Below are 25,332 nucleotides of genomic sequence, written 5' to 3' on the forward strand. Positions count from 1 at the left end.
TTTGCAGGCTTTGCGCAACCGCCAACTCAACGGCTTGAAGTTCAAGCGACAGGTGCCGCTCGACGGCTATATTCTCGACTTCGCCTGTTTCGAGGCCAGGCTGATCATCGAGGTCGATGGCAGTCAGCATGCAGATTCACAAGGTGATGTCGCTCGCGATCGGCATTTCGAGATGCGAGGATTCCGCATCCTACGTTTCTGGAACGAGGAGGTGGAGAGGAACCTCGACGCGGTCTGCGAGGCGATCTTGCTGGCTGCCGACGGTCGCGGCTGAACATCCCCTTTCTTGCGATTTCTAGCACTTAGTTGCGCCACCCTGCGGGCGTGCTCGCTAAGACGCTGAAATCGCTTTCTCCCCCACGAGGGGGAGATAGAGGCGCGTTCGCTCACCCGTCTCCGGGCTCGTTACACCCCTAGCGCCTGCGTCAGATCGGCAATCAAATCATCCGCGTCCTCGATGCCGGCCGAAAGCCGGACCAGCGAATCCGAGATGCCGATTTCGGCGCGCTTCTCGGCCGGGATCGAGCCATGTGTCATCAGCGCCGGGTGCTCGATCAGGCTCTCCACCCCGCCCAGGCTCTCGGCCAGCGCGAACAGCCGCGTGTGTTCCAAAAAGCGCTTGGTGCCGGCGAGGTCGCGGTCGAGTTCCACCGTGATCATGCCGCCGAAGGCGCTCATCTGCGCCTTGGCGATTGCGTGCTGCGGGTGGCTTTCGAGGCCGGGATAGATGACGCGGCGCACATCGGAGCGCGCCTCCAGCCAGCGCGCGATCTTCAGCCCGTTGGCCGAATGCCGCTCCATGCGCAGCGCCAGCGTCTTCAGGCCGCGCAGCGCCAGGAAGCTGTCGAATGGCCCGGAAATGGCGCCCACCGCGTTCTGCAGGAATTTCAGCTGGTCGCGCAGTTCGGTGTTCTCGCCAACCACGACGACCCCGCCGACCATATCGGAATGGCCGTTGAGATATTTGGTCACCGAATGCACGACGAGATCGATGCCGAGCTCCAGCGGCCGCTGGATATAGGGGCTGCAGAAAGTGTTGTCGGCCACCGCGATCAGCCCCTTCCTGCGGGCGAGAGCGGCGACGGCGGCAAGGTCGACCACGCGCAGCAGCGGGTTGGTCGGCGTCTCCACCCACAGCATCTTCGTCTCCGGCCGGATCGCCGCTTCCACGGCGGCCAGGTCGGTGAAATCGACGAAGCTCACCTTCAGCCCGGCCGAGCGCTTGCGCACCCGCTCCAACAGGCGGAACGTGCCGCCATAAATGTCGTCGGTGGCCACGATATGGGCGCCGGAGTCCAGCAGTTCGAAGATGTTGGCGATCGCCGCCAGCCCCGACGCATAGGCGAATGCCGCCGTGCCGCTTTCCAGATCCGCCACCGCGCGCTCGAAGGCGAAGCGGGTCGGGTTCTGGCTGCGGGCATATTCGAAACCCTTGTGCACGCCGGGCGACTGCTGCGCATAGGTCGAGGTGGCGTAGATCGGCACCATGACGGCGCCGGTCGTCGGGTCGTGGCTCTGCCCGCCATGGATGGTGCGGGTGGAAAAGGCAAGCCGGTTGCGGCCCTGTATGGTCATCGGTTGCGCCTCAGATGGTTGATGAGATCGATGCGGGTGATGAGGCCGACGAATTCGTCATTGTCGAAGACGATGGCCACCTCGTTGCGGTCGAAGACGGGCAACAGCGCATCCAGCGTCTGGCTGGCCTGCAGCGTGTGCAGTTCGGCGCTCATCGCGCTGTGCACCGGCTGGTCGAAACGTTGCCAGCGGCCGTCATAGGGGCCGTCGACCTGGGTGAGTATGTCGCTTTCGTCGATGATGCCGACCAGCCGGCCTTCGTCCAGCACCGGCAATTGCGAGACGTCGCCGCGCCGCATGCGGCCATAGGCGGTCAAAAGCGTGTCATCCGGCCCGACGAACACCGTGCCGCCCTCGCGGTGCGAGCGGGCGACAAGGTCGGAGAGGTCGCCATGCTGCTCGCGTTCGGCCAGGCCCTGTTCGGCCAGCCAGAAATCGTCGAACACCTTGGACAGATATTTGTTGCCGCTGTCGCACACGAAGGTGACGACGCGTTTGGCGGTCTTCTGCTCGCGGCAATAGCGCAGCGCCGCCGACAACAGCGTGCCGGAAGACGAGCCGGCCAGGATGCCTTCCTTGGACAAGAGGTCGCGCACCGCCAGCATCGAATGCCGGTCGGAAATCGAATAGGCCTTCTTCACCAGCGAAAGATCGCAGTTCGGCGGCACGAAATCCTCGCCGATGCCTTCCACCGTCCAGCTGCCGGCCTCGATCATCTCGCCGGTCTTGACCAGCGGCGCCAGCACCGAGCCGACCGGGTCGGCCAGCACCATTTCGGTCTTGGGCGAGACCCCGGCGAAGAAGCGGCCGAGGCCGGTCAGCGTGCCGCCGGAGCCGACACCCACCACCACCGCATCGACATCGCCATCCAGCTGGCGCCAGATTTCCGGGCCGGTGGTGATCTCATGCGCCAGCGGGTTGGCCGGGTTGGAGAACTGGTTGGCATAGAAGGCGCCGGGAATCTCGGCGGCCAGCTTTTCGGCCATGTCCTGGTAATATTCGGGATGGCCCTTGCCGACGTCGGAGCGGGTCAGCCGCACCTCGGCGCCGAGTGCCCTGAGATGCTGCACCTTCTCGCGCGACATCTTGTCGGGCACGATCAGGATGATGCGGTAGCCGCGCGGAATGCCGACCTGCGCCAGCCCCAGCCCGGTGTTGCCGGCGGTGGCCTCGATAATGACGCCGCCGGGTTTCAGCCGTCCGTCGCGCTCTGCCTGGTCGATCATCGAGCGGGCGATGCGGTCCTTGATCGAGCCGCCGGGGTTCTGGCTCTCCAGCTTGATGAAGAGGCGGCACTTGCCGGTGTCGAACTTCTTCAGTTCCACCACCGGCGTCTCGCCGATCAGGTCCAACACCGAGGCGACCGGCGGCTGCAGCCGCTTCATCGCCTCGACCGGTTCTGCCTGCACTTTCGTGTTCATCGGGGGGCTCCCTCTCGGGGTCGCCGGATCGCTGTCCGGCATGCGTCCTGATCGCAGAAGCGACCGCTCTTTGTCGAAGGAAGAAATTTCCTTTGAAAGGCGATCAGTAGAATGTCGTTTCAGTTCTCCGGAATTGATCTGCCTTGTCGCCGTCTCCTGCCTGCGCATGAGAATGGTTTTCGCCGGTCGTGTCCATTCAATATGGTGCGCCGGTGGCGTCGGGGAAGTGGGGGAGGCCAATTGCACCATGGAGATCAAGGCGAGCGCGGCGCGCCTTCCTTCTCCCCTTGCGGGAGAAGGTGGATCGGCGCGCAGCGCCGAGACGGATGAGGGGTGTTGGACGGAGCGCTGCTTTGCGAATGTACGGCGGTGTCGATAGGGGATGCTGATTTTGAAACGTCTCGTTTCTTCCAGCACCCCTCATCCGACCTCGCCCAAGGCGGCTGCGCCGCCAGGGCTCGGCCACCTTCTCCCACAGGGGGAGAAGGGGAGGCGAGTTGTCGCCGTCAGCGCGAGTTTCAGCCCCGAGCCATGCTTCCCAACGGGTTGAGGGCTTACCCGGAATGAGGGCGTCAGAACATCCCTCAGCCTTTATCGACCCGCACCGTCTCGCCATCGGCCGGGACCAGCAACCGTTCCGGGCCGATGCCAGCCGCGTCGGCGGTTCTGCGCAGCGTTGCGCGGTCCACCGTTGCGTGGTCGAGCGCTTCCATATGCACGGCAATCACCTTGGCCTGCGGCGCCGAACGCGCCACCTCGACGGTCTGGCTATCGTCCATCACGATCAGCTCGCCGTCCCAGCGCGCGCCGCAGGAATGGGTGACGATGATGTCGGGCCTCGTCCTGGCGATGGTCTCAACCACCGGCGGATAAAGCACCGTGTCGCCGGCCCAGTAGAGTGACGGCTCGCCGGCCGCTTCCAGCGAAAAGCCGATCACCTGCCCCATCTTCTCCACCACCGGCCCCAGCCCGTGGCTGCCGTCGCGGCGGGTCAGCCTGATGCCGTTCCAGGTGAGTTCCGAGGTGAGCGGCGTGACGTCCTTGAAACCGAAGCCACGGATCTTGTCCTCGTCGCCGGGCTGGCAGATCAGCGGCAGGTCTTTTGGGATCACCGCCTGCGCCACCGTGTCGAAATGGTCGGCGTGCAGATGCGAGACGATCAGCAACTCGACGCCGTCGAGGATGTCGTCGACGCTGGCCGGCAGGTCGACCATCGGGTTGGGCGAACGACCGGTAAAGGAAGGCCGGCTGTGCTTGGCGCCAAGGTCGGGGTCGACCAGCAGCGTCCTGCCGGCGACCTCGATCTTCAGCGCGGCGTTTCGGAAGAGACGAATTTTCATGATGTCCTCGGCTGGGTCTGGGGCGTCGGCCTTGCCGAACGGGTCGGCTTTACCGAACAGCTTGGCTTGGCAAAACAGGTCGGCGGGCGGAAGGCGATTCCGGCATCTTAACCGCGCGTGTCGTCATGGCGAGGACCAGCGATAGGGCCAGCAACGCGGCATGGATGTTTCTTCGTGAAAACCGGCGGGACGTTAAGAAGTCGAGGGCCATTTTGAGGGCAGATCGCGGCCTGTGAATAAAAACAGGGGCCTCGCAGACGCCGTTTCCCGCGAAGCCTTGATGGCGCGTGCCAAAATTTTTTGACTCCGGCGCCGCCACCAGCTTCGTGTTCACATCGCGCGGTCGCCGGCGCGCCGGACGACTGCGGCGATCCGGTTCGCCACGGGACGGGCGCCGCCGGAAAAATACATGCAAACACATGTTTTCACGCGGGTTTCCGATTGGCGGGCGCCGCCACGAAGCTACCGCATCGCAGCAAAAGCAGCCTGCGAGGCCAATTATTTTAGCCTTAAAATGATATTTGCAAACGCATTTAAACTGCGCTAGCCTCCCCTTGGGAGAGCCGGTCTGGGCGCGATTGTCGAGCAACCGGTCGAGAAGATCAAGAATACGCAATCAGGAGGAACCGTCCATGACCGCAGCCGCCGCGCTCGCCAATTTCGCCGAGCTTTTGTTGAGTGGAAAGATCGAGGTCGTCGATCTCTCGGCCCCGCTCGGGCCCGACACGCCCTTGCTCAAGCTGCCGCCGGAATTCGCCGTCGACACGCCCAAGATCGAGATTCACACCATCTCCGAATACGACAAGAACGGCCCGTTCTGGGCCTGGAACTGGCTGAAGATCGGCGAGCATTCGGGCACCCATTTCGACGCCCCGCACCACTGGATCACCGGCAAGGAATATTCGGACGGCTATACCGACACCATCTCGGTGCAGAACTATGTCGCGCCAGTCAATGTCATTGATTGTGCAGCGGAATCCACCGCCAACAACGACTATCTGCTCACCGCCGACGCCATCAGGGCCTGGGAAGCCAAGCACGGCGCCATCGGCAAGGGTGAGTGGGTGGTGATGCGTTCCGACTGGGACAAGCGCAACGGTTCGGAGGCCGCCTTCCTGAATGCCGACGCCAATGGCCCGCATTCGCCGGGACCGACGGTCGACGCCATCGAATACATCATCGAGCGCGGCGCCATCGGCTGGGGCACGCAGTGCATCGGCACCGACGCCGGTGCCGCCGGCGGCATGAACCCGCCATACCCGGCGCACAATCTGATGCACAAGGCCAACCGCTACGGCCTCGCCAGCCTGTGCAATCTCGACAAGTTGCCCGCCAAGGGCGCGATCCTGATCGCCGCGCCGCTCAAGATCGTCAAGGGCACCGGCAGCCCCGTGCGTGCCATGGCCCTGGTGCCGAAGGGCTGATTGTAGAGGCCGATCATCGTGGCTTACGATCACGTCATCATCGGCAGCGGCATCAACGGCCTCGTGGCGGCGGCGATGCTGTCGAAACAGGGCGCGCGGGTGCTGCTTCTGGAGCGCGAGCAGCGCCTCGGCGGCTGCATGTTCAGCACCGAGGCGACGCTTCCGGGCTTCACGCATGACGTGATGGCGGCCACGTTCGTTCTGTTCCTGACCGGGCCGGCTCACGCTGCGCTCGGGCAGGACCTTGCCCGCCACGGCCTGGAATTCTGCCACACGCCGCATCCGACGGCGGCGCTGCGTCCCGACGGATCGAGCGTGGTGTTGACCACCGACCGCGCCGCCAATGTGAAGGCTTTCAATGCGCTTTCGTCCGGCGACGGCGACCGCCATGCCGTCGATGTCGGTTCGATCGAGGCCAGCGCCGAACTGCTGTTCGGCTTGCTCGGCGGACAACTGTGGAGCTTCGCCACGGCGAAGCTTCTGGCGCGCGAGGCGTGGCGGCGCGGGTTGCGTGGGCTGGTCGACTATTTCGGCGGGGCCCTGGCGCCGGCACGCGGCTGGCTGGAAACAAACTACAAGTCGCCGCGGATACAGGCCCTGCACGCGCCGTGGGCCCTGCATTGCGGGCTCTCTCCGGAAGACACCTATTCCGCCCAGATGGGCAAGGTCATCGCCTTTGCCCTGGAGGCGGCTGGCGCGCCTATCGTCAAGGGCGGTGCCGGCAAGGCGGTCGAGGCGTTCCGCGCGCTGATCGAGGAACAGGGTGGCGTGATCCGGACCGGTGCGGATGTCGAGCGCATCCTGGTTCGCGGCGGCAAGGCTGCCGGCGTTCGGCTGGCCGGCGGAGAGGAAATCGATGCCTCGAAATCCGTCATCGCTTCCGTCGCGCCGAGCCAGCTCTATGGGCGCCTGCTCGATACCGATGCTCCATCTCCGGCAAAGGATGCGACACGCGCCTACCGTCATGGCCGCGGCAATTTTCAACTGCACTATGCGCTGGATCGTGCGCCGCGCTGGCGGACCGAGGGTCTGGAAAAGGTCGCGCTCATCCATCTCACCGACGGCATCGACGCGGTTTCCAAATCGCACAACGAGGCGACCCGCAGCCTGCTACCGGCAACGCCGACCATGTGTGTCGGGCAACCGGCTTCGCTCGATCCGTCGCGCTGCCCGGAAGGCAAGGCGATCCTGTGGATCCAGGTTCCGGATGCGCCGCGCGCCATCAAGGGCGATGCGGCCGGGCAGATCGCCACGCAAGGCACATGGGACGAGGCGACGCGCGAGGCCTTCGCCGACCGCCTCGAGGCGATCCTGGCTAATCATATCGAAGGTTTCCGCGAAACCGTGCTGGCGCGACGCGCCTATTCGCCGGCCGATCTCGAAGCGATGAACATCAATTTGGTCGGCGGCGATCCCTATGGCGGCGCTTGCACGATCGACCAATTCTTCGTGTGGCGGCCGTTCGCCGGTTCGGTCAATCACCGCAGCGCGATCAAATCGCTGTATCATATCGGGGCCTCGACGCATCCGGGCCCTGGTCTCGGTGGTGGATCGGGTTTCCTCGTGACCAAGGAGTTCCGGTGAACGAACGCACGACCATCAGCGACGACGTCGACGGCCCGCGCCTCGGCGAAATCGGGTTGCAGCAATTCGCGCCCTACCTGATGAACCGCATCATGGGCCGCTACAACGCTTCGCTGCGCGAGGATCTGGCCAAGCTCGGCCTGACCACGCCGAAGATGCGCGCGCTGGCCGTATTGTCGGTGATCGACAATCTGGTGATCGGCAGGCTTGCGGTCTACGCGGTGGTCGAACAATCGACATTGAGCCGTGCGCTGGATGCGCTCGAGGCCGACGGGCTGGTCCGCCGCACCGTCGATCCCGAAGACAGCCGCGCCACGCGCATCTCCATCACCGAAGCCGGCCGTGCCGCCTTCGAGACGCTGTGGCCGACCATGCGCCACTCCTACAACCATATGTTCGCCGGCATCGACGCGGCCGAGCAGGCAGCCTTCGTGGCGACCCTGCAGAAGATGCTGGTGAATGTGCGCAAGCACGAATTCTAGGCGCGGCAAACCGGAAACGGCCGTTGCTGGCGCGTGGCTTCAACAAGGGGAACGACATGGGCAAACAATTACTGATCGCCGTTTTGCTGGCTTCTGCCGCTTGCGTAACGAATGCTGCCGCCGAGCCGATGCCGGGGGTTCGCGGCATCAACCACATCGGTCTCACCGTGCCGGACATAAAGGCGGCCGAGGCCTTCTTCGTCGACGTGATGGGATGCCAGAAGGCGATGAGCTTCGGCCCCTTCCGCGACGACAAGGGCGAATTCATGAAGGACCTGGTCGATGTCGACCCGCGCGCGGTGATCAACCAGATCACGCTGCTGCGCTGCGCGTCAGGTTCGAACATCGAGCTGTTCGACTACAGCGCACCCGACAAGAAGGAGGTGCGGCCACGCAATTCCGACGATGGCGGACACCACATCGCCTTCTACGTCGACGACATCGACGCTGCCGCGAAGTATCTGGCCGCCAAGGGCATTCGCACGCTGAAGGGGCCGCTGCCCGTCAATGACGGCCCCGCGGCAGGCCAGTCGATACTTTACTTCTTCGCGCCGTGGGGACTGCAACTCGAGGCCATCTCGTTTCCGAAGGGCATGGCCTACGAGAAGAATGGCGGCCCGGTGTTGTGGTCGAACACGGACCCGGCCAAGTAGAGGTTACCCCAATGGCAGAGCGCTCATTCGCCAAGGAAGTCCAGAAACTCAAACTGGGCGGCGGCGAGGAATTCACCGGCGAGGGGATTCTCGCCATCACCAAGGCGCTGCTGCAGTGCGGCGTCGGTTATGTCGGCGGCTATCAGGGCGCGCCGATCAGCCATCTGATGGATGTGCTGGCCGACGCGCAGGAAATCCTCGGCGAACTCGGCGTGCATTTCGAGGCGAGCGCCTCGGAAGCCACCGCGACCGCCATGCTGGCGGCCTCGGTGCATTATCCGATCCGCGGTGCCGCCACTTTCAAGTCGACGGTCGGCACCAATGTCGCGTCGGACGCGCTGGCCAATCTGGCCTCTGGCGGCGTTACCGGCGGCGCGCTGATCATCGTCGGCGAAGACTATGGCGAAGGCTCCTCCATCATGCAGGAGCGCAGCCACGCCTTCGCCATGAAGAGCCAGGTCTGGCTGCTCGATCCGCGCCCGAACCTGCCGTCCATCGTCGCGGCGGTGGAACATGGTTTCGAACTGTCGGAAGCCTCCAACACGCCGGTCATGCTGCAGGTGCGCATCCGCTGCTGCCACGTGCATGGTTCCTTCACGGCTAAGGACAATGTCCGGCCCGCCATGACGGTCGCCGACGCGCTGGACAATCCGCGCCGCGACACCCAGCGCATCGTGCTGCCGCCAGCCTCTTTCCTGCATGAGAAGGAAAAGATCTCCAAACGCCTGCCGGCGGCGATCGACTACGTCAAGCGCCACAGGTTGAACGAGACTTTTGGCGGTTCCGGCAAAGTCGGCATCGTCATGCAGGGCGGCATGTACAACGGTGTCATCCGCGCGCTGCAGCGGCTCGGCCTCGCCGACGTCTATGGCGAGACGGAAGTGCCGCTGCATGTGCTCAACGTCACCTATCCGCTGGTCGAGGACGACCTCACCGCCTTCTGCGCCGACAAGGACGCGGTGCTGATCGTCGAGGAGGGCCAGCCCGACTATATCGAGCAGGCGCTGGGCTCGATGCTCTACAAGGCCGGCGCCACGGTGAAGCTGGAAGGCAAGGGTGTTTTGCCGATGGCCGGCGAATATTCCGGCGACGTCATGTTGTCGGGCATCGGTGCCTTCATGCGCAAGCACGCCGGCGACATGCTGGCGCCGGAAATCCGCGCGCCCAACGTGCCGGCGCCGCCGATCTTCGACGATCTCGCCAAGACAGTGCCGATGCGCCCGCCGGGCTTCTGCATCGGCTGTCCCGAGCGGCCGATCTTCGCCGCCACCAAGCTTGCCGAGCAGGAGCTTGGCAAGCATCACATCGCCTCCGACATCGGCTGCCACCTGTTCTCGATCATGCCGCCTTTCGAATTGGGGGCAACGACGATGGGTTATGGTCTGGGGCCCGCTTCGGCGTCGGCCTTCAATTCGCCCGACGCCAAGCGCCGCTCCATCTCCTTCGTCGGCGACGGCGGCTTCTGGCACAATGGCCTGACGTCTTCGATCGGCAATGCCGTGTTCAACAAGAACGACGGCGTCATCGTGGTGGTGGACAATTATTATTCGGCGGCGACCGGCGGGCAGGACATCCTGTCGTCACGCGCCTCCAACCGCACGAAGTCGACCAAGCATCCGATCACCGATGCCATCAAGGGCATGGGCGTGAAATGGGTGCGTCACATCGAGCGCACCTACGATGTCGGCGCCATGCGCGAGGCGCTGAAGGAGGCACTGACGACGGAGGAGAAGGGACCGAAGGTCATCGTCGCCTCGTCCGAATGCATGCTCAATCGCCAGCGCCGCGAGGCGCCGCTGAAGAAAAAGGCGATCGCCGACGGCAAGCGCATGGTCAAGACCAAATTCGGCGTCGACGAAGACGTCTGCACCGGCGATCACGCCTGCATGCGCCTGTCCGGCTGTCCGTCGCTGACGGTCAAGCATCTCGACGATCCGCTGCGCGACGACCCGGTGGCGGCGATCGACGAGAATTGCGTCGGCTGCGGCAATTGCGGCGAGGTGGCGGACGCCGCTGTGCTCTGCCCGTCCTTCTATCAGGCTGACGTGGTTTCGAACCCGACCGGCTGGGACCGCTTCTGGTTCGGTCTGCGCCAGCGCGTCATCGCGGCGCTGCAAGGCTGGCGCGAGCGCAGGCGGCCCGTCTTCGGAGATGTCTCGGCATGAAATTCGGTTTGCCGGAAGGTCCGGATACCACCGGCCGTATCGTCAAGATCTGCATCCTCGCCGTGGGCGGGCAGGGCGGCGGTGTGCTCTCTGGCTGGGTGACTGACGTTGCCCAGCGTTCGGGCTGGCATGTGCAATCGACCTCGGTGGCCGGCGTCGCCCAGCGCACCGGCGCCACCATCTATTATGTCGAGATGCTGCCGCGCGATCCGGCGCGGCCCAACGACCGTCCGGTGCTGTCGCTCAGCCCGTCGCCGGGCGACGTCGATATTCTGATCGCCGCCGAGCTTGCCGAGGCGGGCCGGGCTGTGCTGCGCGGCTTCGTAACGCCTGACCGCACCGCCTTGATCGCCTCCAGCCACCGCATGCTGGCAGTGTCGGAAAAGATCGTGCCGGGCGATGGTCGTGCCGATTCCGACACGGTGTCGCGTCGCGCCGGCGAGGCCGCCAGGCGGCTGATCCATTTCGACATGGAAGAGATGGCCAAGAAAGCCGGCAGCGTTGTTTCGGCGAGCCTGTTCGGGGCGCTGGCAGGCTCGGGTGAACTGCCATTCTCCCGCGAGGCCTTCGAGGCGACGATCCGGGCCGGCGGCAAGGGCACCGAGGCAAGCCTGGCCGCCTTCGCGCTCGGCTACGACCGCGCCACCGGCGTCGAAGCGCCGGTTGCCGCGACTGGCGCGAAACCGAAGCAAGCCGAAGGCACCGCTCTGCCCAAGTCTCTGGAGCGGGGATGGCAGGCCTTGTCCGCGCGCGCCGCGGCGTTGCCGCAGCCCGTTCGTGAAATGGCGGAACCCGGCCTGCGCAAGGTGGTCGATTTCCTCGACCTTGCCTATGGCGATGAATATCTTGATCGGCTTGAAGGCATCGTAGCCGTCGACACCGAGGCCGACGGCTACGCGTTTGCGCGGGAAGCGGCGAAATACGTTGCCAACGCCATGGTCTATGACGACATCATTCGCGTCGCCGACCTGAAGACCCGGTCGGAGCGCTCGCGGCGCGTACGCGACGAGGTGCATCTGCGCAAAAACCAGACGCTTGCCACCACCGAATATTTCCACCCGCGCATGGAGGAAATCTGCGGCGCGTTGCCCGCCGGCCTCGGCGCCGCCATCGAGGCGCGGCCAAGGCTGATGAAGGCGCTGAACCGCTTCGTCGACCGTGGCCGGCGCATCCGCACCGACAGCGTCTTCGGTTTCGGCATGTTGTGGACGGTTGCCGGCATGCGCCGCTGGCGGCGCGGACTGTTGAGGCACAGGGTCGAGACCACGCATATGCAGGCATGGCTCAATGTCGCCGAGACCGAGCGCAGCGGCGACTACGCGCTGGGCGTCGAGGTGCTGAAATGCCGGCGGCTGGTGAAGGGCTATTCCGACACGCATGCGCGCGGCCAGTCCAAGTTCGACAAGGTGCTGGCCTGCCTGCCCATGTTGCGCGGGCGCACCGACGCCGCCGACTGGATCAGGCGGTTGCGCGAAGCGGCCTTGGCCGACGCCGACGGCGTGGCGCTCGACGGCGCCATCAGGACGGTGCGGTCCTTCGCCGACGATCCCGGCAAGCTGGCGGGCTGATCGCCATCGAGGCCGACCTGATTGACGGACCGGGCAGTTACTTTATGCTTTGATCATCGCGGATGGAGTCGAGGCCATCCGCTGGTCGTGCGGGATGCGCGGCCGCACGAGTGGATAAGGACGCCCGCATCATGCGGCAGGGGCGGTTCATCAATGGCTGAAACGGATATCCAGGGCTGGGTCGACAGCGAGACCAAGGCGGTCGAGGCGCCGGCCGATCATGGCGACGAGACGCGGCTATGGCTGCGGCTGTTGACGTGCACGACGCTGATCGAGGCCGAAATCCGACGCCAGCTGCGCGAGGAATTCGACTTCACCTTGCCGCGTTTCGACCTTCTGGCGCAACTCGAACGCGCCGAAGACGGCATGGTGCTGGGCGAGGTCTCGCGCCGCATGATGGTTTCGGCCGGCAATCTCACCGCGCTGGTCGAGCGACTGGTCGAAAGTGGCCATATCAGCCGCACCACCTCGCCGACCGACCGTCGCGTCCAGATCATCGCGTTGACCGAGTTCGGCAGGAAGGAATTCCGCAAGATGGCCGACCGCCACGGCGACTGGATCGGCGCGCTGTTCAAGGATTTGTCGGCGCGCGATCGGGACGTGCTGATGAAGGAACTCGGCAAGCTGAAAGGTTCGATCCGCGGCGCGCTGGCGGATGACGCCTGACTGGAAATCTTGGACACGCTGGCGGATGACGCCCGCGTCCCAGACATGAAAAACGGCCGCGCAGTTCACTGCGCGGCCGCCTTTGTCACTCCCGCATCACCTCGCGGGCGGCACCGGGCACTCGGCCGCGCTTCAGGCTGGGCAGCGCCAGCATCAAAAGCACGAACAGGCCGGTGGCGAGCTTGAGGTCGGGCGGCGGCATGCCGGCGGCAAGGCACAGCGAGACCAGCTGGTAATAGACGACGGCGCCGACGAAGGGCGCCGCGAGCTGCCGCAGCACTGTCTGCTTGCCGGTAATCGCCTCACCGATCATCAAAGCGGCCAGGCCGTTAATGAGGATGCCGAGGCCCATATTGACGTCGGCGAAGCCCTGGCTCTGCACCATCAGCGAGCCGCTGAGCGCCGAAAACGCGCTGGCCAGGCCGACGCCGCCGATGGTGGCGGTCCACACATTGATGCCTTGCGCTTCGGCCATGTCCGGATTGGCGCCAACGGCGCGGATGGCGGTGCCGCGTTCCGTCTTGAAGAACAGATAGAGCAGGACGAGCACGAGAAGACCCAGCGCCCCGGCGATGACGATCTTGGTGCTCGGGAAACCGGGCTGGCCGACGGGCGACCACTCGAACAGCGAAGGCATGCCGAACACCGAAAGGTTCGAGCGGCCCATGATGCGCAGATTGATCGAATAGAGCATCGTCATCATCAGGATGCCGGCGAGCAGCGTGTGGATGCGGAAGCGCAGGTGGATGAAGGCGGTGCAGCAGCCTGCGATGAAGCCGGCGATCAGCGCGGCGGCGATCGCCGTCAGCGGCGACTGGCCGGCGGCGAGCAGCACGCCGGCGACGCAGCCGCCGAGCGGGAAGGCGCCTTCGCTGGTCAGGTCGGGGAAGGAGAGCATCCTGAACGGGATCATGATGCCGAGCACGACGAAGGCCAGAATGAGGCTCTGCGCCAGCGTGACGGGAACGAGCGCGACGAAGCTCGAAAAGATATCCTGGATCATGGCCATATCGGTCAGCTCGCCAGCAGCATGCGGTCGCTCTTGACGGCGAAGTGGCCGATCAGGTCCGCGACGGTGGTTTGTTTTTTCTCATCGCCGCCGATTTCAAGGCGGACCTTGCCGGCGTCGAGCATGAGGATGCGATTTCCGTAGTCGACGGCGTGCTGCATGTTGTGTGTCACCATCAGCGTGGTGAGTTTCAGCGCTTCGACGGCACGGATGGTCGCCTTCATGACGATGTCGGCGGTGCGCGGGTCGAGTGCGGCGGTGTGTTCGTCAAGCAGCAGGAGCTCCGGCTCGCCGCCCACCGCCATGATCAGCGAAAGCGATTGCCGCTGGCCGCCGGAAAGCAGTTCGACGCGCGTGTCCAGCCGGTTCTCGAGGCCGAGGCCGAGCAGCGAGAGACGCTCCTTGTAGGCGGCCAGGCGCGTGGCGTTGAGGCCCTGGCGCAGCCGGCGCTTCTGGCTGCGCAGATCGGCCAGTAGCATGTTTTCGGCCACCGTCATCGAGGCGGCGGTGCCTTTCATCGGATCCTGGAAAACCCGGGCGAGCTTGGTCGCACGCTTGTGGACGGGCATTCCCGTCACGTCGGTCTCGTTGATCTGGACACGGCCGGAATCGAGCACTAGTGCGCCGGAAATGGCGTTGAGCATGCTCGACTTGCCGGCGCCGTTGGAGCCGATGACGACGCCGAAATCGCCCGTCTTGAGCGACAGGCTCAAGCCATCGAGTGCGATCTTCTCGTCAGCCTGTCCCTTGAAGAATATCTTGCGTGCCGATTTGATTTCCAGCATCCGCGCCCTCCTGGCGCAAGGCTTCGGCAGTCGTCCTGGATTGCCGGATGCGATGCGCAGATGAAATCTGTCAGGCGTTGTCGTCCGTCCCGATCGGCCGCCGCCCGGTTGTTATGAAGAAGCGGCGCCCGAGCGTTCAGTTCAGGCGCCGCCATGCAGTCCTTACCTTGCCGAACTCAGTCGGCGAAGCACTTGCAGCCGTCGAGCGCGGCCGGGATCTTGATGCCGAATTCGCCGGCGACCTTCTTCGAGATCAGCGGGCTGTGGTCCGAATAAGCCGGACGGAACGGCGGGATTTCCTTGGGGTCCTTGCCCTTCAGGATCTCCGCAGCGATCTTGCCGGCGGCCATGCCGACCTGCTCGTAGTTGACGGCGAAGCTCGCCGGAACGACACCCTTGCGCACGGCGCCGTCGTCGGAGTTGACGATCGGGATGCCGGCCTGGCGGGCGGCGGCCGAGACGGCGGCAATCGCCGGCTGCAAGAGGTTCGAAGCCGGCGTGTAGATTACGTCGGCCTTGCCCTTGAGCGAAGCGATGCGCTGCTGGATGTCGTTGACGTTGTCGACGCCGACGGGAACGACCTCGAAGCCGGCCTTGGGGGCTGCTTCCTTGATCTTCTCCAGCACGGCCACGTCATTGGCTTCGCCAGGATTATAGGGCACGCCGAAACGCTTGGCTTCCGGCAGAAGCTTCTTGGTGAATTCCATCACGGCCGCCACGTCCTGCAGGTCGGACGAGCCGGTGATGCCGGTGTCGCCGGCTTCCCACGACGGGACCAGCTTGGCCGCGACCGGATCGGTGACGGCGGTGAAGACGATGTTGATGCCGCTGCCGGCAAGCTGCTGCTTGGCGATCTGCGAGACCGGCGTGGTGACGGTGTAGATCAGCTTCGGCTTCTCGGCCTTCAGCTTTTCGATCATCTGCGGTACCAGCGTGGCGTCGAAATTGGTGTGGCTCTCGGTGAACACCACATCCTTGCCTTCAACGAAGCCGTTTTCGGCCAGCGCCTTCTTGAAGCCGGCGATCGAGGCGTTGAGCTGCGGATGCTCGCCGAAATTGGCGATGCCGATGCGGATAGGGTCGGCTGCCGCCGCGACGACGCTGGCGATGAGCGAACCCGCAAGTACTATTCCGGACAACCAGCCGGACTTCGACAAAATCATGTTTTCCTCCCAGATTTGGCAAGCCGCCGTCTCTCCCCGGCGCCCCAGACTGCATCATAACGGGTCGGCAAACCTTGTCAAAAGGTTTATATATAAACTATCCCCTGTGGATGTTTGATATATTATTTTGCCGATAGGTCCGCCAAATATATGATCCTTGCGTGGAGGAAAAGTGCGATGCGGGGTGAGGAGCCTTCGACCAAGACGGAAGCGGCCTATTCGCGGTTGAGGCGTGACATCCTCACCACGCGGCTGGAGCCCGGCTCGCCGCTGAAGCTCGGCGCGCTGAACCAGGCTTACGGCTTCGGCTGGACGCCGCTGCGCGAGGCCCTGTCCAGGCTGGAAGCGGAAAAGCTGGTCACCGCCGTCTCCAACCGCGGCTTCGCCGTCGCGCCCGTGTCGCGCGCCGAACTGGAGGACCTCATCCGGGCGCGGGAAGTGGTCGAGCTGCCGCTGCTGCAGGAATCGATCGAGAAGGGCGGGGCCGAATGGGAATCGGCCGTGGTCACCGCGCATTACCGGCTTTCGCGTTGCAAGTTCACGCCGGACGACCCGTCCGAGGCGGCGGTCGAGGAGTGGGACGAGCGTCACGCCGCCTTTCACGCCGCGCTCGTCAGTGCCGCCAGTTCCGCCTGGCTGCTGCGTTTCCAGGCGATGGTCTACGACCAGTTGCGCCGCCACCAGCATTTTCTCAGTCTTGCGCCGATGCTGCGCGCCGCGCGCGGCCGTGGCGGCAATTTCGAAATGGCGGTCGCTGCCTTGCACGATGCCATGGGCATCGACCATCACACCGCGCTGATGGATGCCGCCTTCGATCGCGACATCGAACGCGCCCGCGGGCTGATGACCGAGCACATCTCCTTCACCCTGCAGGCTTTCGTCACCTTCGAAGGTGTCGACGCCGGCAAGGCGGCGTAGCGTTTCCACCACGATTTTTGCAGTTCGCTCCCCGTTCTCTTCAGGTCCTGGGCCGAAGGCCTGCGCTTTCGTTTCGCCCTTTCCCTGTGGGGAAGCCTTCATCGGCGATGACTATCGCGGCATTCCAATAACTTTAAGCTTGAAATATCTTTCGATCCAGACCACACTCGTCTCATGGTTGACGCGCGGTCCGCTGGACCGTGAAGCAAGCGGAGATGGCCATGAAGATCGTATGCATCGGCGGCGGACCGGCCGGGCTCTATTTTGCCCTGCTGATGAAGAAGCAGAACCCCGAGCATCAAGTCACCGTGGTCGAGCGCAATCGGCCCTACGACACTTTTGGCTGGGGCGTGGTCTTCTCCGACGCCACCATGCAGTCGATGCGCAAATGGGACCCCGAGACAGCGGCCACCATCGAGGACGCCTTCAATCATTGGGACGACATCGAACTGGTGTTCAAGGGTCGCAAGATCCGCACCACCGGCCATGGCTTCGTCGGCATCGGCCGCAAGAAGATGCTCAACATCCTGCAGGACCGCTGCATCGAACTCGGCGTCGAGATGGTGTTCGAGCGCGAGGTGACGGGCGATCAGGAATTCCCCGACGCCGACCTCATCATCTCCTCGGATGGCGTCAATTCGCGCATCCGGGCGAAATATGCCGACGTCTTCAAGCCCGATATGGTGGTCCGGCCGAACCGCTTCATCTGGCTCGGCACCAACAAGGCCTTCGATGCCTTCACCTTCGATTTCCAACGCACCGAGCATGGCTGGTTCCAGGCGCATATCTACCGTTTCGACGACACCACCTCGACCTTCATCGTCGAGACCACCGACGAGGTGTTCCAGGCGCACGGCATCGACAAGATGGATCAGGACCAGTCGATCGCCTTCTGCGAGAAGCTGTTCGCCGAGACGCTCGACGGCCACAGCCTGATGACCAATGCCCGCCATATGCGCGGCTCGGCCTGGCTGAATTTCGGCCGGCTGATCTGCGGCAAGTGGAGCCATTTCAACGGCAACAGCCATGTCGTCTTGATGGGCGACAGCGCCCACACCGCGCATTTCGCCATCGGCTCGGGCACCAAGCTCGCCATCGACGACGCCATCGAACTGACCAACCAGTTCAACATTGCCGGCCACGACGCCAAGAACATCCCGGCCGTGCTCGAGGCCTATGAAGAGGTGCGCCGCGTCGACGTCGCCCGCATCCAGAACGCGGCGCGCAACGCCATGGAATGGTTCGAGGTGGTTGGCACGCGTTATGCCGACACGCTGGAGCCGGAACAGTTCATGTATTCGATGCTGACGCGCTCGCAGCGCATCAGCCACGAGAATTTGCGCCTGCGCGACAAGGACTGGCTGGAAGGCTATGAGCGCTGGTTCGCCGAGCGCGCCGGCGCGCCCGCCCAGCCCAATGGCAGGCCGGTGCCGCCGATGTTCACGCCGTTCAAGGTGCGTGGCATGACCTTGCACAACCGTGTCATCGTCTCGCCGATGGCGATGTATTCGGCCAAGGACGGCATGCCGAACGATTTCCATCTCGTTCATCTGGGTTCGCGCGCCATGGGCGGTGCGGCACTGGTGTTCCCGGAAATGACCTGCGTGTCTCCCGACGCGCGCATCACCCCCGGCTGCCTTGGCCTGTGGAACGAGGAGCAGAAGCAAGCCTGGAAGCGCGTGGTCGAATTCGTTCACGGCGATACGCCGGCCAAGATCGGCATCCAGCTTGGCCATGCCGGCCGCAAGGGCGCGACCAAGCTTGCCTGGGACGGCATCGACCAGCCGGTGACCGAGGGTGGCTGGCCGCTGATCTCGGCTTCCGCCATTCCCTATCTCAAGCATTCCGAGGTGCCGCGCGCGGCCACGCGCGAGGATATGGAGCGGATCAAGGGCGATTTCGTCCGGGCCGCGAAATGGGCCGACGAGATCGGTTTCGACATCCTCGAACTGCATTGCGCGCACGGCTATCTGCTGTCCGCCTTCCTGTCGCCGCTGACCAATCGCCGCCAGGACGAGTATGGCGGCGATCATGCGGCGCGGGCGAAATATCCGCTGGAAGTGTTCCACGCCATCCGCGCCGTCTGGCCGGAAGAGAAGCCGATCTCGGTACGCCTTTCCACCAACGACTGGTCCGACGGCGGCAACACGCCGGAGGATGCGGCGATCTTCGCCCGCATGTTCAAGGATGCCGGCGCCGACCTGATCGACTGCTCGTCGGGCCAGGTGGTCAAGGAGGAGGCGCCGGTTTACGGCCGCCTGTGGCAGACGCCGTTCTCCGACAAGATCCGCAACGAGGTGCAGGTTTCGACCGTCGCCGTCGGCGCGATCTCGGAGGCCGACCACGCCAACTCGATTATCGCCGCCGGTCGCGCCGACCTCTGCGCCATCGCGCGCCCGCATCTCGCCGACCCGGCCTTCGTCATGCACGAGGCCGCCAGGATCGGCTATGCCGGGCAGCTCTGGCCGAAGCAGTATTATTCGGGCCGCGCGCAATATGAGACCAATCTGGCGCGCGCGGCGGCCGAGGCGGCGGGCCGCAAATGAGCCAGCCGCGTCACGCCCTTGTCACTGGCGCCGGCAGCGGCATCGGCCGCGCCATCGCGCTGGCCCTGGCGGCCCGTGGCCATGTCGTGTCGCTGGCCGGCCGTCATGCCGCGCCGCTGGACGAGGTTTCCAGGGAGATCGCGGCGACGGGCGGCAAGTCCGTGGTGATCGATGGTTTCGACGTGACCGATGCGGCGGCGATTGCCGTCGGCAGCGCCAGGGCGATCGCCGCTTGCGGCGAGGTGGCGGTACTGGTCAATTGCGCCGGCGAGGCGCCGTCGGCGCCGTTCGAACGCACCGACGCGGCGCTGTGGAACCGCGTCATCGGCATCAACCTGACCGGCACGTTCCTGGTCACGCAGGCATTGCTGCCGTCGATCCGCAAGGCCGGCAAGGGCCGCATCGTCAACGTCGCCAGCACTGCGGGCCTGACGGGTTACGCTTACGTCTCCGCCTACTGCGCCTCCAAGCACGGCGTTGTCGGGCTGACCCGGGCGCTGGCGCTGGAACTGGCGCGCAGCGACATCACCGTCAACGCCGTCTGCCCCGGTTTCACCGACACGCCGCTGCTCGATGGCGCGGTCGAGACCATCGTCGGCAAGACGGGGCGCACCGCCGACGAGGCACGCGCCAATCTGGCACGCTCCAATCCGCAGGGAAGGCTGGTCGCGCCGCAGGAGGTCGCCGACGCCGTGCTGTGGCTGGTGTCGGAAGGCGCCAGCGCCATCACCGGCCAGGCGATCGCGGTTGCCGGCGGCGAAGTCATGACCGGCTGACGATAAATCACAAAAGGGGAGGAACGGATGACCGACAAGGCACTGGAAAAGGGCATTACCGAACACGGTACCGGGTTCGGCGGCACCGAATGGAACATTCTTGGCCAGCGCTATTTTCCAAAGGCGACCTGCGCTTCCAGCTTTGCCTTCGAGACCAACAGCGATCCCGGCCAGTTCGTGCCGGTTCACATTCACCCGATGCAGGAGGAATTCATCCTCGTGCAGGAGGGGCAGCTGGAATTGAAGCTCGACGGCAAGTGGTTCACGGCAAAGGCCGGCGATCTGGTGCGCATGCCGCGTGGCATCCCGCACGGTTATTTCAACAAGTCGGACAAGCCGGCGCGCGCGCTGTTCTGGGTCTCGCCGGCCGGCAGGCTCGAGGATCTGTTCAAGAAGCTGCACAAGCTGACCGATGTCGAGGAAGTGGTGAGGCTTTCGGCCGAGCACGACGTGGATTTCCTGCCGCCGTCGGCCAGCGACTGACGGCGAGACAAAAATCGGGCGACGCCTCTGCGGCTCGCCGAACCAAGCCAAGGATGGATGAGTGATGACCAACGCGATGCTGGACAAGAAGCGCCCGTTCAAGGGCCACAAGGCCAAGCATTTCCTCTTCGAGACCGACGAGGACGGTCGTGTGGCGACGATCACGCTCAACCGGCCGGAGCGCAAGAACCCGCTGACCTTCGAAAGCTACGAGGAACTGGGCGACCTGTTCCGTTCCTTGCACAAGGCAAGCGATGTGCGCACGGTGGTGTTGACCGGTGCCGGCGACAATTTCTCCTCGGGTGGCGACGTGTTCGAGATCATCGAGCCGCTGACTAGGATGGCGATGCCGGAACTCTTGTCCTTCACCCGCATGACCGGCGATCTGGTGCGCCAGATCCGCGCCTGCCCGCAGCCTGTCATCGCCGCCGTCGACGGCATCTGCGCCGGCGCCGGCGCCATCCTGGCGATGAGCGCCGATTACCGTGTCGCCACGCCCGAGGCCAAGACCGCCTTCCTGTTCACCCGCGTTGGCCTCGCCGGCGCCGACATGGGCGCCTGCGGCATTCTCCCGCGCATCATCGGCCAGGGCCGCGCGGCGGAGCTTCTGTTCACCGGCCGCTCGCTGTCGGCGGCCGAAGGCCACGCCTGGGGTTTCTACAATGCCCTGCATGAGCGCCCTGTGATGTTGGCCGAGGCGCAGCGCTTCGCCCGCAATCTCGCCGACGGCCCCTGGTTCGCGCATGCCATGACCAAGAAGATGCTCGACCAGGAATGGTCGATGGGCATCGAGGAACTGATCGAATCGGAAGCGCAGGCGCAGGCCATCTGCATGGCCACCGGCGATTTCCGCCGCGCTTTCGAGGCTTTCGCCGCCAAGTCGAAGCCGGTCTTCGAAGGAAACTGACGATGGACAGCCAACAGCGTTCCAGCGGCCCGACGCGCGACCATCTCGACTGGCCGTTCTTCGCCGACAGTCACAGGGCCTTGGCCGCCGATCTCGATCGTTTTGTCGCCGGCGGCGGCCTTGGCCATGTCGACCATCACGATGCCGATACCGCCTGCAAGGGCCTGGTGCGCAAGCTGGGCGCCGGCGGCTTCCTGCGCCACTGCGTGCCGGCCGAATTTGGCGGCGCCGCGACGGAGATCGACAGCCGCTCGCTCTGCCTGATCCGCGAAACGCTCGCCTATGCCGACGGGCTGGCGGATTTCGCCTTCGCCATGCAGGGGCTGGGCACCGGCGCCATCAGCCTGTCGGGCTCGCCTCAGATCAAGCAGGCGATCCTGCCGAAAATCGCCAAGGGTGAGCTGATCTCGGCCTTTGCATTGACCGAGCCGGAGGCCGGTTCCGACGTTGCGGCGATGAGCACGTCAGCCGAACGGCGGGGCGAGGAATTCGTGCTCAATGGCGAGAAGGTGTTCATCTCCAACGGCGGCATCGCCGATGTCTACACTGTCTTTGCCCGCACCGGCGAGGCGCCGGGCACGCGCGGCATTTCGGCCTTCGTGGTTTTCGCCGACACGCCGGGTTTCCACATCGCCGAGCGCATCGAAACCATCGCGCCGCATCCGCTTGCCCGCATCCGCTTCGACAATTGCCGCGTGCCGGCGGCGAACCTGCTCGGCCAGCCGGGCGAGGGATTCAAGATCGCCATGCGCACGCTTGACATCTTCCGCCCGTCCGTCGCCGCCGCCGCTCTGGGTTTCGCCCGCCGCGCGCTGGATGAAGCCGTGGCGCATGCCAAATCACGAAAAATGTTCGGGGCGACGCTGGCCGACCTGCCGACCGCGCAAAGCACGCTGGGCGAGATGGCGACGGCCATCGACGCTGCATCGCTGCTCACCGTGCGCACCGCCTGGCGGCGCGACGTGCAGAAATTGCCGATTACGCGCGAGGCCGCAATGGCCAAGATGACCGCCACTGAGAACGCGCAATGGGTGATCGACCAGGCGCTGCAGATGTTCGGCGGTCGCGGCGTGCGCGTCGGCGAGATCACCGAGAGCCTTTACCGCGAAATCCGCGCGCTGCGCATCTATGAGGGCGCCACCGAAGTTCAGAAGCTGATCATCGGCCGTGAGTTGATGAAAAGTGCCGGGAAATGACTGGAGTAGACATGAACGTGACCGTTAAGCCCGAACACAAGGCCGCCACGACGCCGCACCGGGTGCTGCAGCCGGAAGGCTGGGCCAAGCCCATCGGCTATGCCAACGGTATGGAAGCACGCGGCCGCACCATTTTCGTCGGCGGCCAGATCGGCTGGAACAGTCAATGCAAATTCGAGGCGCATGATCTGCCCGGCCAGATCAGGCAGACGCTGGAAAACATCGTCGCCATCCTGCGCGAGGGCGGCGCCGGCCCCGAACACGTCACCACCATGACCTGGTATGTGCTCGACCGCAAAGCCTATTCGGCTTCGCTGAAGGAGATCGGCGCGGCCTGGAAGGCGACCATGGGCCGCAATTTCCCTGCCATGGCAGTCGTCCAGGTCTCCGGGCTGGTCGAGGACGAGGCGCTGGTGGAAATCCAGGCGACGGCGGTGGTGCCAGACTAAACAGGTTCGACGTTTTTTGCTCGGCCGTGGGCGCTGCCCCTCACCCTTACCCTCTCCCCGTGAAGAACGGGGAGAGGCGGCGGCGGCGTTGCGGCCAATCTCTCTTCTCCCCGTTCTTCACGGGGAGAAGATGCCGGCAGGCAGATGAGGGGCGGCGTCATCTTGGCAATGCTTAAGCCAACAGCTCAAGCGTTCTACAGCCGGGTGCGAACGTTCCAAAGTTCCGGGAACAGCACCACCTCCAGCATCTTGCGCAGATAGGAGACGCCGCCTGTGCCGCCGGTGCCGCGCTTCAGGCCGATGATGCGCTCGACCGTGGTGACGTGGTTGAAACGCCAGCGCCGGAAATAATCCTCGAAATCGACCAGCTTCTCGGCGAGCTCGTAGAGATCCCAATATTTCTGCGGTGCCGCATAGACCGCCTTCCAGGCTTCCAGCACCTGCGGATTCTCTTCGCGGGTCTCGCGCCAGTCGGTGCGGCTCGCATCGGGGCCGATATCGAAGCCGTTGCGTGACAAAAGCTGCAGCGCCTCGTCATAGAGGCTGGGTTCGGCCAAGATGCCCTCAAGCTTGGCGATCAGCTCCGGGTCATGGGCGTGCGGGCCGAGCATCGCCGTATTGCGGTTGCCGACCAGGAATTCGACGGCCCGGTATTGATAGGACTGGAAACCCGACGACTGGCCGAGCGAATTGCGGAACTCGGTGTATTCGCTGGGTGTCATCGTGCGCAGCACGTCCCAGGAATTGTTGAGCTGTTCGAAGATGCGCGCCACCCGGGTCAGCATCTTGAAGGCAGGCTGTGGCCGGTCGGCCCGGATCGCGCGCATGGCCGAGCGGATCTCATGGATCGCCAGCTTCATCCACAGTTCGGACGTCTGGTGCTGGATGATGAACAACAGCTCGTCATGCGCGGTCGATAGCGGCTCCTGCGCATCCAGCACGCGTTCGAGATGCAGATAGTCGCCATAGGACATACGCTCCTTGAACGACATCTCAGCGCCTTCCTTGGAAGGGTCGTAAGGCTTGCTCATGTCACCAGGGCCTTCTTGCGGTATTGCGGTTCGTCCCAGCGCCGGTTGGTCATGACGTCCTCCAGCACACCGACCGCACCGAGCACTTCCTGCTCGCCTATATAGAGCGGCGTGAAGCCGAAGCGGATCGCGTCGGGCGCACGGAAATCGCCGATGACGCCGCGTGCGATCAGCGCCTGCATGATGGCGTAGCCTTCCGGGTGCCGGAACGAAACCTGGCTACCGCGTTCGGCGCCATTGCGCGGCGAGGCAAGCGTCAATTCCGGGCAGCGTGTCTCGACCTCGCGGATGAAGAGGTCGGCGAGCGCGATCGACTGCTTGCGGACATCCGCCATCGAAACACCTTCCCAGGCGTCCATCGCGGCATCAAGTGCTGCCATGGCGATCACCGCCGGCGTGCCAACGCGCATGCGGTCGATGCCGGCACCTGAGCGGTAGTCGAGGTCGAAGGCGAAGGGGCTTTCATGGCCGAGCCAGCCGGAAAGGGCAGGGCGCACCTTGTCGGTGTGTTTTGGCGCGACATAGATGAAGGCCGGCGCGCCCGGGCCGCCATTCAGATATTTGTAGGTGCAGCCAACGGCGAAGTCCGCCTTGGTGCCTTCAAGGTCGACGGCGAGCGCGCCGGCCGAATGCGCGAGGTCCCAGACGGTGATGACGCCGGCGGCATGGGCCTTGGCCGTCAGCTTCTTCATGTCGTGCAGGCGGCCGGTGCGGTAATCCACTTCGGTGATCATCAAGACGGCGACGCTTTCATCGATCGACGCCTCGACCGCTTCGGGTTCCACCACCTTCAGCTCGTAACCCTTGTCCAGCGAGCCCAGCAGGCCTTGCGCCATGTAGAGATCGGACGGGAAATTGCCGCTGTCGGACAGCACCACCCGTCGCGACGGGTTGAGATCGAGTGCAGAGGCCAGCGCCTGATAGACCTTGATCGACAGCGTGTCGCCGACGACGACGGTGCCTTGAGGCGCGCCGATCAGCCTGCCGATGCGGTCGCCCAGTTTGCGAGGCTGCATCATCCAGCCCGAAGCGTTCCAGCCGCGGATCAGCTGTTCGCCCCATTGGGCGGTCATCATGTCCTGCACGCGCTGGACGGCACTTTTCGGCAGCGGCCCCAGCGAGTTGCCGTCGAGATAGAAGACGCCTTCCGGCATGTGGAATAGGGCGCGTGTTCTGGCGAAATCGGTCATG

The 25,332-nt window shown here is 64.6% G+C and carries 23 protein-coding genes; 15 read left to right on the forward strand and 8 right to left on the reverse strand.

What is annotated here, in order from left to right; genetic code table 11:
• Positions 1 to 52 precede the first annotated feature (52 nt).
• Positions 53 to 274 (forward strand): endonuclease domain-containing protein, encoded by a 222-nt coding sequence (locus tag QFZ88_RS19915; RefSeq protein WP_307419008.1) that lies wholly within the window; start codon positions 53 to 55, stop codon positions 272 to 274.
• 131 nt (positions 275 to 405) lie between these two features.
• On the opposite strand, the gene QFZ88_RS19920 is transcribed toward QFZ88_RS19915, so the two are convergent.
• The 3 genes from QFZ88_RS19920 to QFZ88_RS19930 all read right to left on the reverse strand — a co-directional run bounded on the left by QFZ88_RS19920 (position 406) and on the right by QFZ88_RS19930 (position 4,336).
• The gene (locus QFZ88_RS19920; protein ID WP_024926104.1) at positions 406 to 1,575 is read right to left on the reverse strand and encodes a trans-sulfuration enzyme family protein; all 1,170 of its coding nucleotides are present in this window, start codon (positions 1,573 to 1,575) and stop codon (positions 406 to 408) included.
• Positions 1,572 to 2,960, reverse strand: a complete 1,389-nt coding sequence (locus tag QFZ88_RS19925; RefSeq protein ID WP_036254931.1) for a pyridoxal-phosphate dependent enzyme — start codon at positions 2,958 to 2,960, stop codon at positions 1,572 to 1,574. Before QFZ88_RS19925 ends, QFZ88_RS19920 begins: the two co-directional genes overlap by 4 nt.
• A gap of 620 nt (positions 2,961 to 3,580) precedes the next feature.
• Positions 3,581 to 4,336, reverse strand: coding sequence for an MBL fold metallo-hydrolase (locus QFZ88_RS19930; protein WP_024926102.1), 756 nt, complete (start codon positions 4,334 to 4,336; stop codon positions 3,581 to 3,583).
• Between the two features lie 632 nt (positions 4,337 to 4,968).
• Here QFZ88_RS19930 and QFZ88_RS19935 point away from each other — a divergent pair.
• From QFZ88_RS19935 to QFZ88_RS19965, 7 genes are all read left to right on the forward strand, one after another.
• Positions 4,969 to 5,760 carry a cyclase family protein gene (locus QFZ88_RS19935; RefSeq protein ID WP_024926101.1) on the forward strand — a complete coding sequence of 264 codons (792 nt, stop codon included), beginning with the start codon at positions 4,969 to 4,971 and terminating at the stop codon, positions 5,758 to 5,760.
• Positions 5,761 to 5,775: 15 nt separating this feature from the next.
• The gene (locus tag QFZ88_RS19940) at positions 5,776 to 7,344 is read left to right on the forward strand and encodes a phytoene desaturase family protein (RefSeq protein WP_024926100.1); all 1,569 of its coding nucleotides are present in this window, start codon (positions 5,776 to 5,778) and stop codon (positions 7,342 to 7,344) included.
• Positions 7,341 to 7,826, forward strand: coding sequence for a MarR family winged helix-turn-helix transcriptional regulator (locus QFZ88_RS19945; RefSeq protein ID WP_024926099.1), 486 nt, complete (start codon positions 7,341 to 7,343; stop codon positions 7,824 to 7,826). The genes QFZ88_RS19940 and QFZ88_RS19945 overlap by 4 nt, the downstream gene beginning before the upstream one ends.
• A gap of 56 nt (positions 7,827 to 7,882) precedes the next feature.
• The gene (locus tag QFZ88_RS19950; RefSeq protein WP_024926098.1) at positions 7,883 to 8,479 is read left to right on the forward strand and encodes a VOC family protein; all 597 of its coding nucleotides are present in this window, start codon (positions 7,883 to 7,885) and stop codon (positions 8,477 to 8,479) included.
• Between the two features lie 11 nt (positions 8,480 to 8,490).
• Positions 8,491 to 10,644 (forward strand): indolepyruvate ferredoxin oxidoreductase subunit alpha, encoded by a 2,154-nt coding sequence (locus QFZ88_RS19955; protein ID WP_024926097.1) that lies wholly within the window; start codon positions 8,491 to 8,493, stop codon positions 10,642 to 10,644.
• Entirely contained in the window at positions 10,641 to 12,212 is a 1,572-nt protein-coding gene (locus QFZ88_RS19960; RefSeq protein ID WP_024926096.1) for an indolepyruvate oxidoreductase subunit beta family protein, read from the forward strand. Before QFZ88_RS19955 ends, QFZ88_RS19960 begins: the two co-directional genes overlap by 4 nt.
• Positions 12,213 to 12,365: 153 nt before the next feature.
• A complete protein-coding gene (locus QFZ88_RS19965; RefSeq protein ID WP_024926095.1) occupies positions 12,366 to 12,878 on the forward strand; it encodes a MarR family winged helix-turn-helix transcriptional regulator in 513 nt (170 codons plus the stop codon).
• An 85-nt stretch (positions 12,879 to 12,963) separates the two neighbouring features.
• On the opposite strand, the gene QFZ88_RS19970 is transcribed toward QFZ88_RS19965, so the two are convergent.
• The 3 genes from QFZ88_RS19970 to QFZ88_RS19980 form a co-directional block, all read right to left on the reverse strand.
• On the reverse strand, positions 12,964 to 13,887 hold the full coding sequence (locus QFZ88_RS19970; protein ID WP_024926094.1) for an ABC transporter permease: 924 nt from the start codon (positions 13,885 to 13,887) through the stop codon (positions 12,964 to 12,966).
• A gap of 5 nt (positions 13,888 to 13,892) precedes the next feature.
• Positions 13,893 to 14,672 carry an ABC transporter ATP-binding protein gene (locus QFZ88_RS19975; RefSeq protein ID WP_024926093.1) on the reverse strand — a complete coding sequence of 260 codons (780 nt, stop codon included), beginning with the start codon at positions 14,670 to 14,672 and terminating at the stop codon, positions 13,893 to 13,895.
• A 176-nt stretch (positions 14,673 to 14,848) separates the two neighbouring features.
• Positions 14,849 to 15,835: an ABC transporter substrate-binding protein gene (locus QFZ88_RS19980; protein ID WP_024926092.1), complete on the reverse strand. Its 987-nt coding sequence runs from the start codon at positions 15,833 to 15,835 to the stop codon at positions 14,849 to 14,851.
• A 177-nt stretch (positions 15,836 to 16,012) separates the two neighbouring features.
• Here QFZ88_RS19980 and QFZ88_RS19985 point away from each other — a divergent pair, with 177 nt between their 5' ends.
• The 7 genes from QFZ88_RS19985 (at position 16,013) to QFZ88_RS20015 (ending at position 23,110) form a co-directional block, all read left to right on the forward strand.
• Complete coding sequence (locus QFZ88_RS19985; protein ID WP_024926091.1) at positions 16,013 to 16,753, forward strand: GntR family transcriptional regulator; 741 nt, start codon at positions 16,013 to 16,015, stop codon at positions 16,751 to 16,753.
• Positions 16,754 to 16,974: 221 nt separating this feature from the next.
• Positions 16,975 to 19,299, forward strand: a complete 2,325-nt coding sequence (locus tag QFZ88_RS19990; RefSeq protein WP_024926090.1) for a bifunctional salicylyl-CoA 5-hydroxylase/oxidoreductase — start codon at positions 16,975 to 16,977, stop codon at positions 19,297 to 19,299.
• Positions 19,296 to 20,075 (forward strand): SDR family NAD(P)-dependent oxidoreductase, encoded by a 780-nt coding sequence (locus QFZ88_RS19995; RefSeq protein ID WP_024926089.1) that lies wholly within the window; start codon positions 19,296 to 19,298, stop codon positions 20,073 to 20,075. Before QFZ88_RS19990 ends, QFZ88_RS19995 begins: the two co-directional genes overlap by 4 nt.
• Positions 20,076 to 20,102: 27 nt before the next feature.
• Positions 20,103 to 20,558 (forward strand): cupin domain-containing protein, encoded by a 456-nt coding sequence (locus QFZ88_RS20000; RefSeq protein ID WP_024926088.1) that lies wholly within the window; start codon positions 20,103 to 20,105, stop codon positions 20,556 to 20,558.
• Between the two features lie 64 nt (positions 20,559 to 20,622).
• A complete protein-coding gene (locus tag QFZ88_RS20005) occupies positions 20,623 to 21,465 on the forward strand; it encodes an enoyl-CoA hydratase family protein (RefSeq protein ID WP_024926087.1) in 843 nt (280 codons plus the stop codon).
• 2 nt (positions 21,466 to 21,467) lie between these two features.
• Positions 21,468 to 22,661 carry an acyl-CoA dehydrogenase family protein gene (locus tag QFZ88_RS20010; RefSeq protein WP_024926086.1) on the forward strand — a complete coding sequence of 398 codons (1,194 nt, stop codon included), beginning with the start codon at positions 21,468 to 21,470 and terminating at the stop codon, positions 22,659 to 22,661.
• Positions 22,662 to 22,672: 11 nt separating this feature from the next.
• Positions 22,673 to 23,110 carry a RidA family protein gene (locus QFZ88_RS20015; protein WP_024926085.1) on the forward strand — a complete coding sequence of 146 codons (438 nt, stop codon included), beginning with the start codon at positions 22,673 to 22,675 and terminating at the stop codon, positions 23,108 to 23,110.
• A 194-nt stretch (positions 23,111 to 23,304) separates the two neighbouring features.
• On the opposite strand, the gene kynA is transcribed toward QFZ88_RS20015, so the two are convergent.
• Positions 23,305 to 24,141, reverse strand: coding sequence for a tryptophan 2,3-dioxygenase (gene kynA / locus QFZ88_RS20020; protein WP_024926084.1), 837 nt, complete (start codon positions 24,139 to 24,141; stop codon positions 23,305 to 23,307).
• The gene (gene kynU / locus QFZ88_RS20025) at positions 24,138 to 25,331 is read right to left on the reverse strand and encodes a kynureninase (RefSeq protein ID WP_024926083.1); all 1,194 of its coding nucleotides are present in this window, start codon (positions 25,329 to 25,331) and stop codon (positions 24,138 to 24,140) included. The genes kynA and kynU overlap by 4 nt, the downstream gene beginning before the upstream one ends.
• Position 25,332: the final 1 nt, after the last annotated feature.

Source organism: Mesorhizobium sp. YL-MeA3-2017 (assembly GCF_030814575.1).
GTDB lineage: Bacteria > Pseudomonadota > Alphaproteobacteria > Rhizobiales > Rhizobiaceae > Mesorhizobium > Mesorhizobium terrae.

What these genes read in the sequence shown, in the direction of transcription:
- QFZ88_RS19920 (WP_024926104.1), bottom strand. Translation starts at nt 1,575, where the DNA reads ATGACCATACAGGGCCGCAACCGGCTTGCCTTTTCCACCCGCACCATC.
- QFZ88_RS19925 (WP_036254931.1), bottom strand. Translation starts at nt 2,960, where the DNA reads ATGAAGCGGCTGCAGCCGCCGGTCGCCTCGGTGTTGGACCTGATCGGC.
- QFZ88_RS19930 (WP_024926102.1), bottom strand. Translation starts at nt 4,336, where the DNA reads ATGAAAATTCGTCTCTTCCGAAACGCCGCGCTGAAGATCGAGGTCGCC.
- QFZ88_RS19935 (WP_024926101.1), top strand. Translation starts at nt 4,969, where the DNA reads ATGACCGCAGCCGCCGCGCTCGCCAATTTCGCCGAGCTTTTGTTGAGT.
- QFZ88_RS19950 (WP_024926098.1), top strand. Translation starts at nt 7,883, where the DNA reads ATGGGCAAACAATTACTGATCGCCGTTTTGCTGGCTTCTGCCGCTTGC.
- QFZ88_RS19955 (WP_024926097.1), top strand. Translation starts at nt 8,491, where the DNA reads ATGGCAGAGCGCTCATTCGCCAAGGAAGTCCAGAAACTCAAACTGGGC.
- QFZ88_RS19960 (WP_024926096.1), top strand. Translation starts at nt 10,641, where the DNA reads ATGAAATTCGGTTTGCCGGAAGGTCCGGATACCACCGGCCGTATCGTC.
- QFZ88_RS19965 (WP_024926095.1), top strand. Translation starts at nt 12,366, where the DNA reads ATGGCTGAAACGGATATCCAGGGCTGGGTCGACAGCGAGACCAAGGCG.
- QFZ88_RS19970 (WP_024926094.1), bottom strand. Translation starts at nt 13,887, where the DNA reads ATGGCCATGATCCAGGATATCTTTTCGAGCTTCGTCGCGCTCGTTCCC.
- QFZ88_RS19975 (WP_024926093.1), bottom strand. Translation starts at nt 14,672, where the DNA reads ATGCTGGAAATCAAATCGGCACGCAAGATATTCTTCAAGGGACAGGCT.
- QFZ88_RS19980 (WP_024926092.1), bottom strand. Translation starts at nt 15,835, where the DNA reads ATGATTTTGTCGAAGTCCGGCTGGTTGTCCGGAATAGTACTTGCGGGT.
- QFZ88_RS19985 (WP_024926091.1), top strand. Translation starts at nt 16,013, where the DNA reads ATGCGGGGTGAGGAGCCTTCGACCAAGACGGAAGCGGCCTATTCGCGG.
- QFZ88_RS19990 (WP_024926090.1), top strand. Translation starts at nt 16,975, where the DNA reads ATGAAGATCGTATGCATCGGCGGCGGACCGGCCGGGCTCTATTTTGCC.
- QFZ88_RS19995 (WP_024926089.1), top strand. Translation starts at nt 19,296, where the DNA reads ATGAGCCAGCCGCGTCACGCCCTTGTCACTGGCGCCGGCAGCGGCATC.
- QFZ88_RS20000 (WP_024926088.1), top strand. Translation starts at nt 20,103, where the DNA reads ATGACCGACAAGGCACTGGAAAAGGGCATTACCGAACACGGTACCGGG.
- QFZ88_RS20005 (WP_024926087.1), top strand. Translation starts at nt 20,623, where the DNA reads ATGACCAACGCGATGCTGGACAAGAAGCGCCCGTTCAAGGGCCACAAG.
- QFZ88_RS20010 (WP_024926086.1), top strand. Translation starts at nt 21,468, where the DNA reads ATGGACAGCCAACAGCGTTCCAGCGGCCCGACGCGCGACCATCTCGAC.
- QFZ88_RS20015 (WP_024926085.1), top strand. Translation starts at nt 22,673, where the DNA reads ATGAACGTGACCGTTAAGCCCGAACACAAGGCCGCCACGACGCCGCAC.
- kynA (WP_024926084.1), bottom strand. Translation starts at nt 24,141, where the DNA reads ATGAGCAAGCCTTACGACCCTTCCAAGGAAGGCGCTGAGATGTCGTTC.
- kynU (WP_024926083.1), bottom strand. Translation starts at nt 25,331, where the DNA reads ATGACCGATTTCGCCAGAACACGCGCCCTATTCCACATGCCGGAAGGC.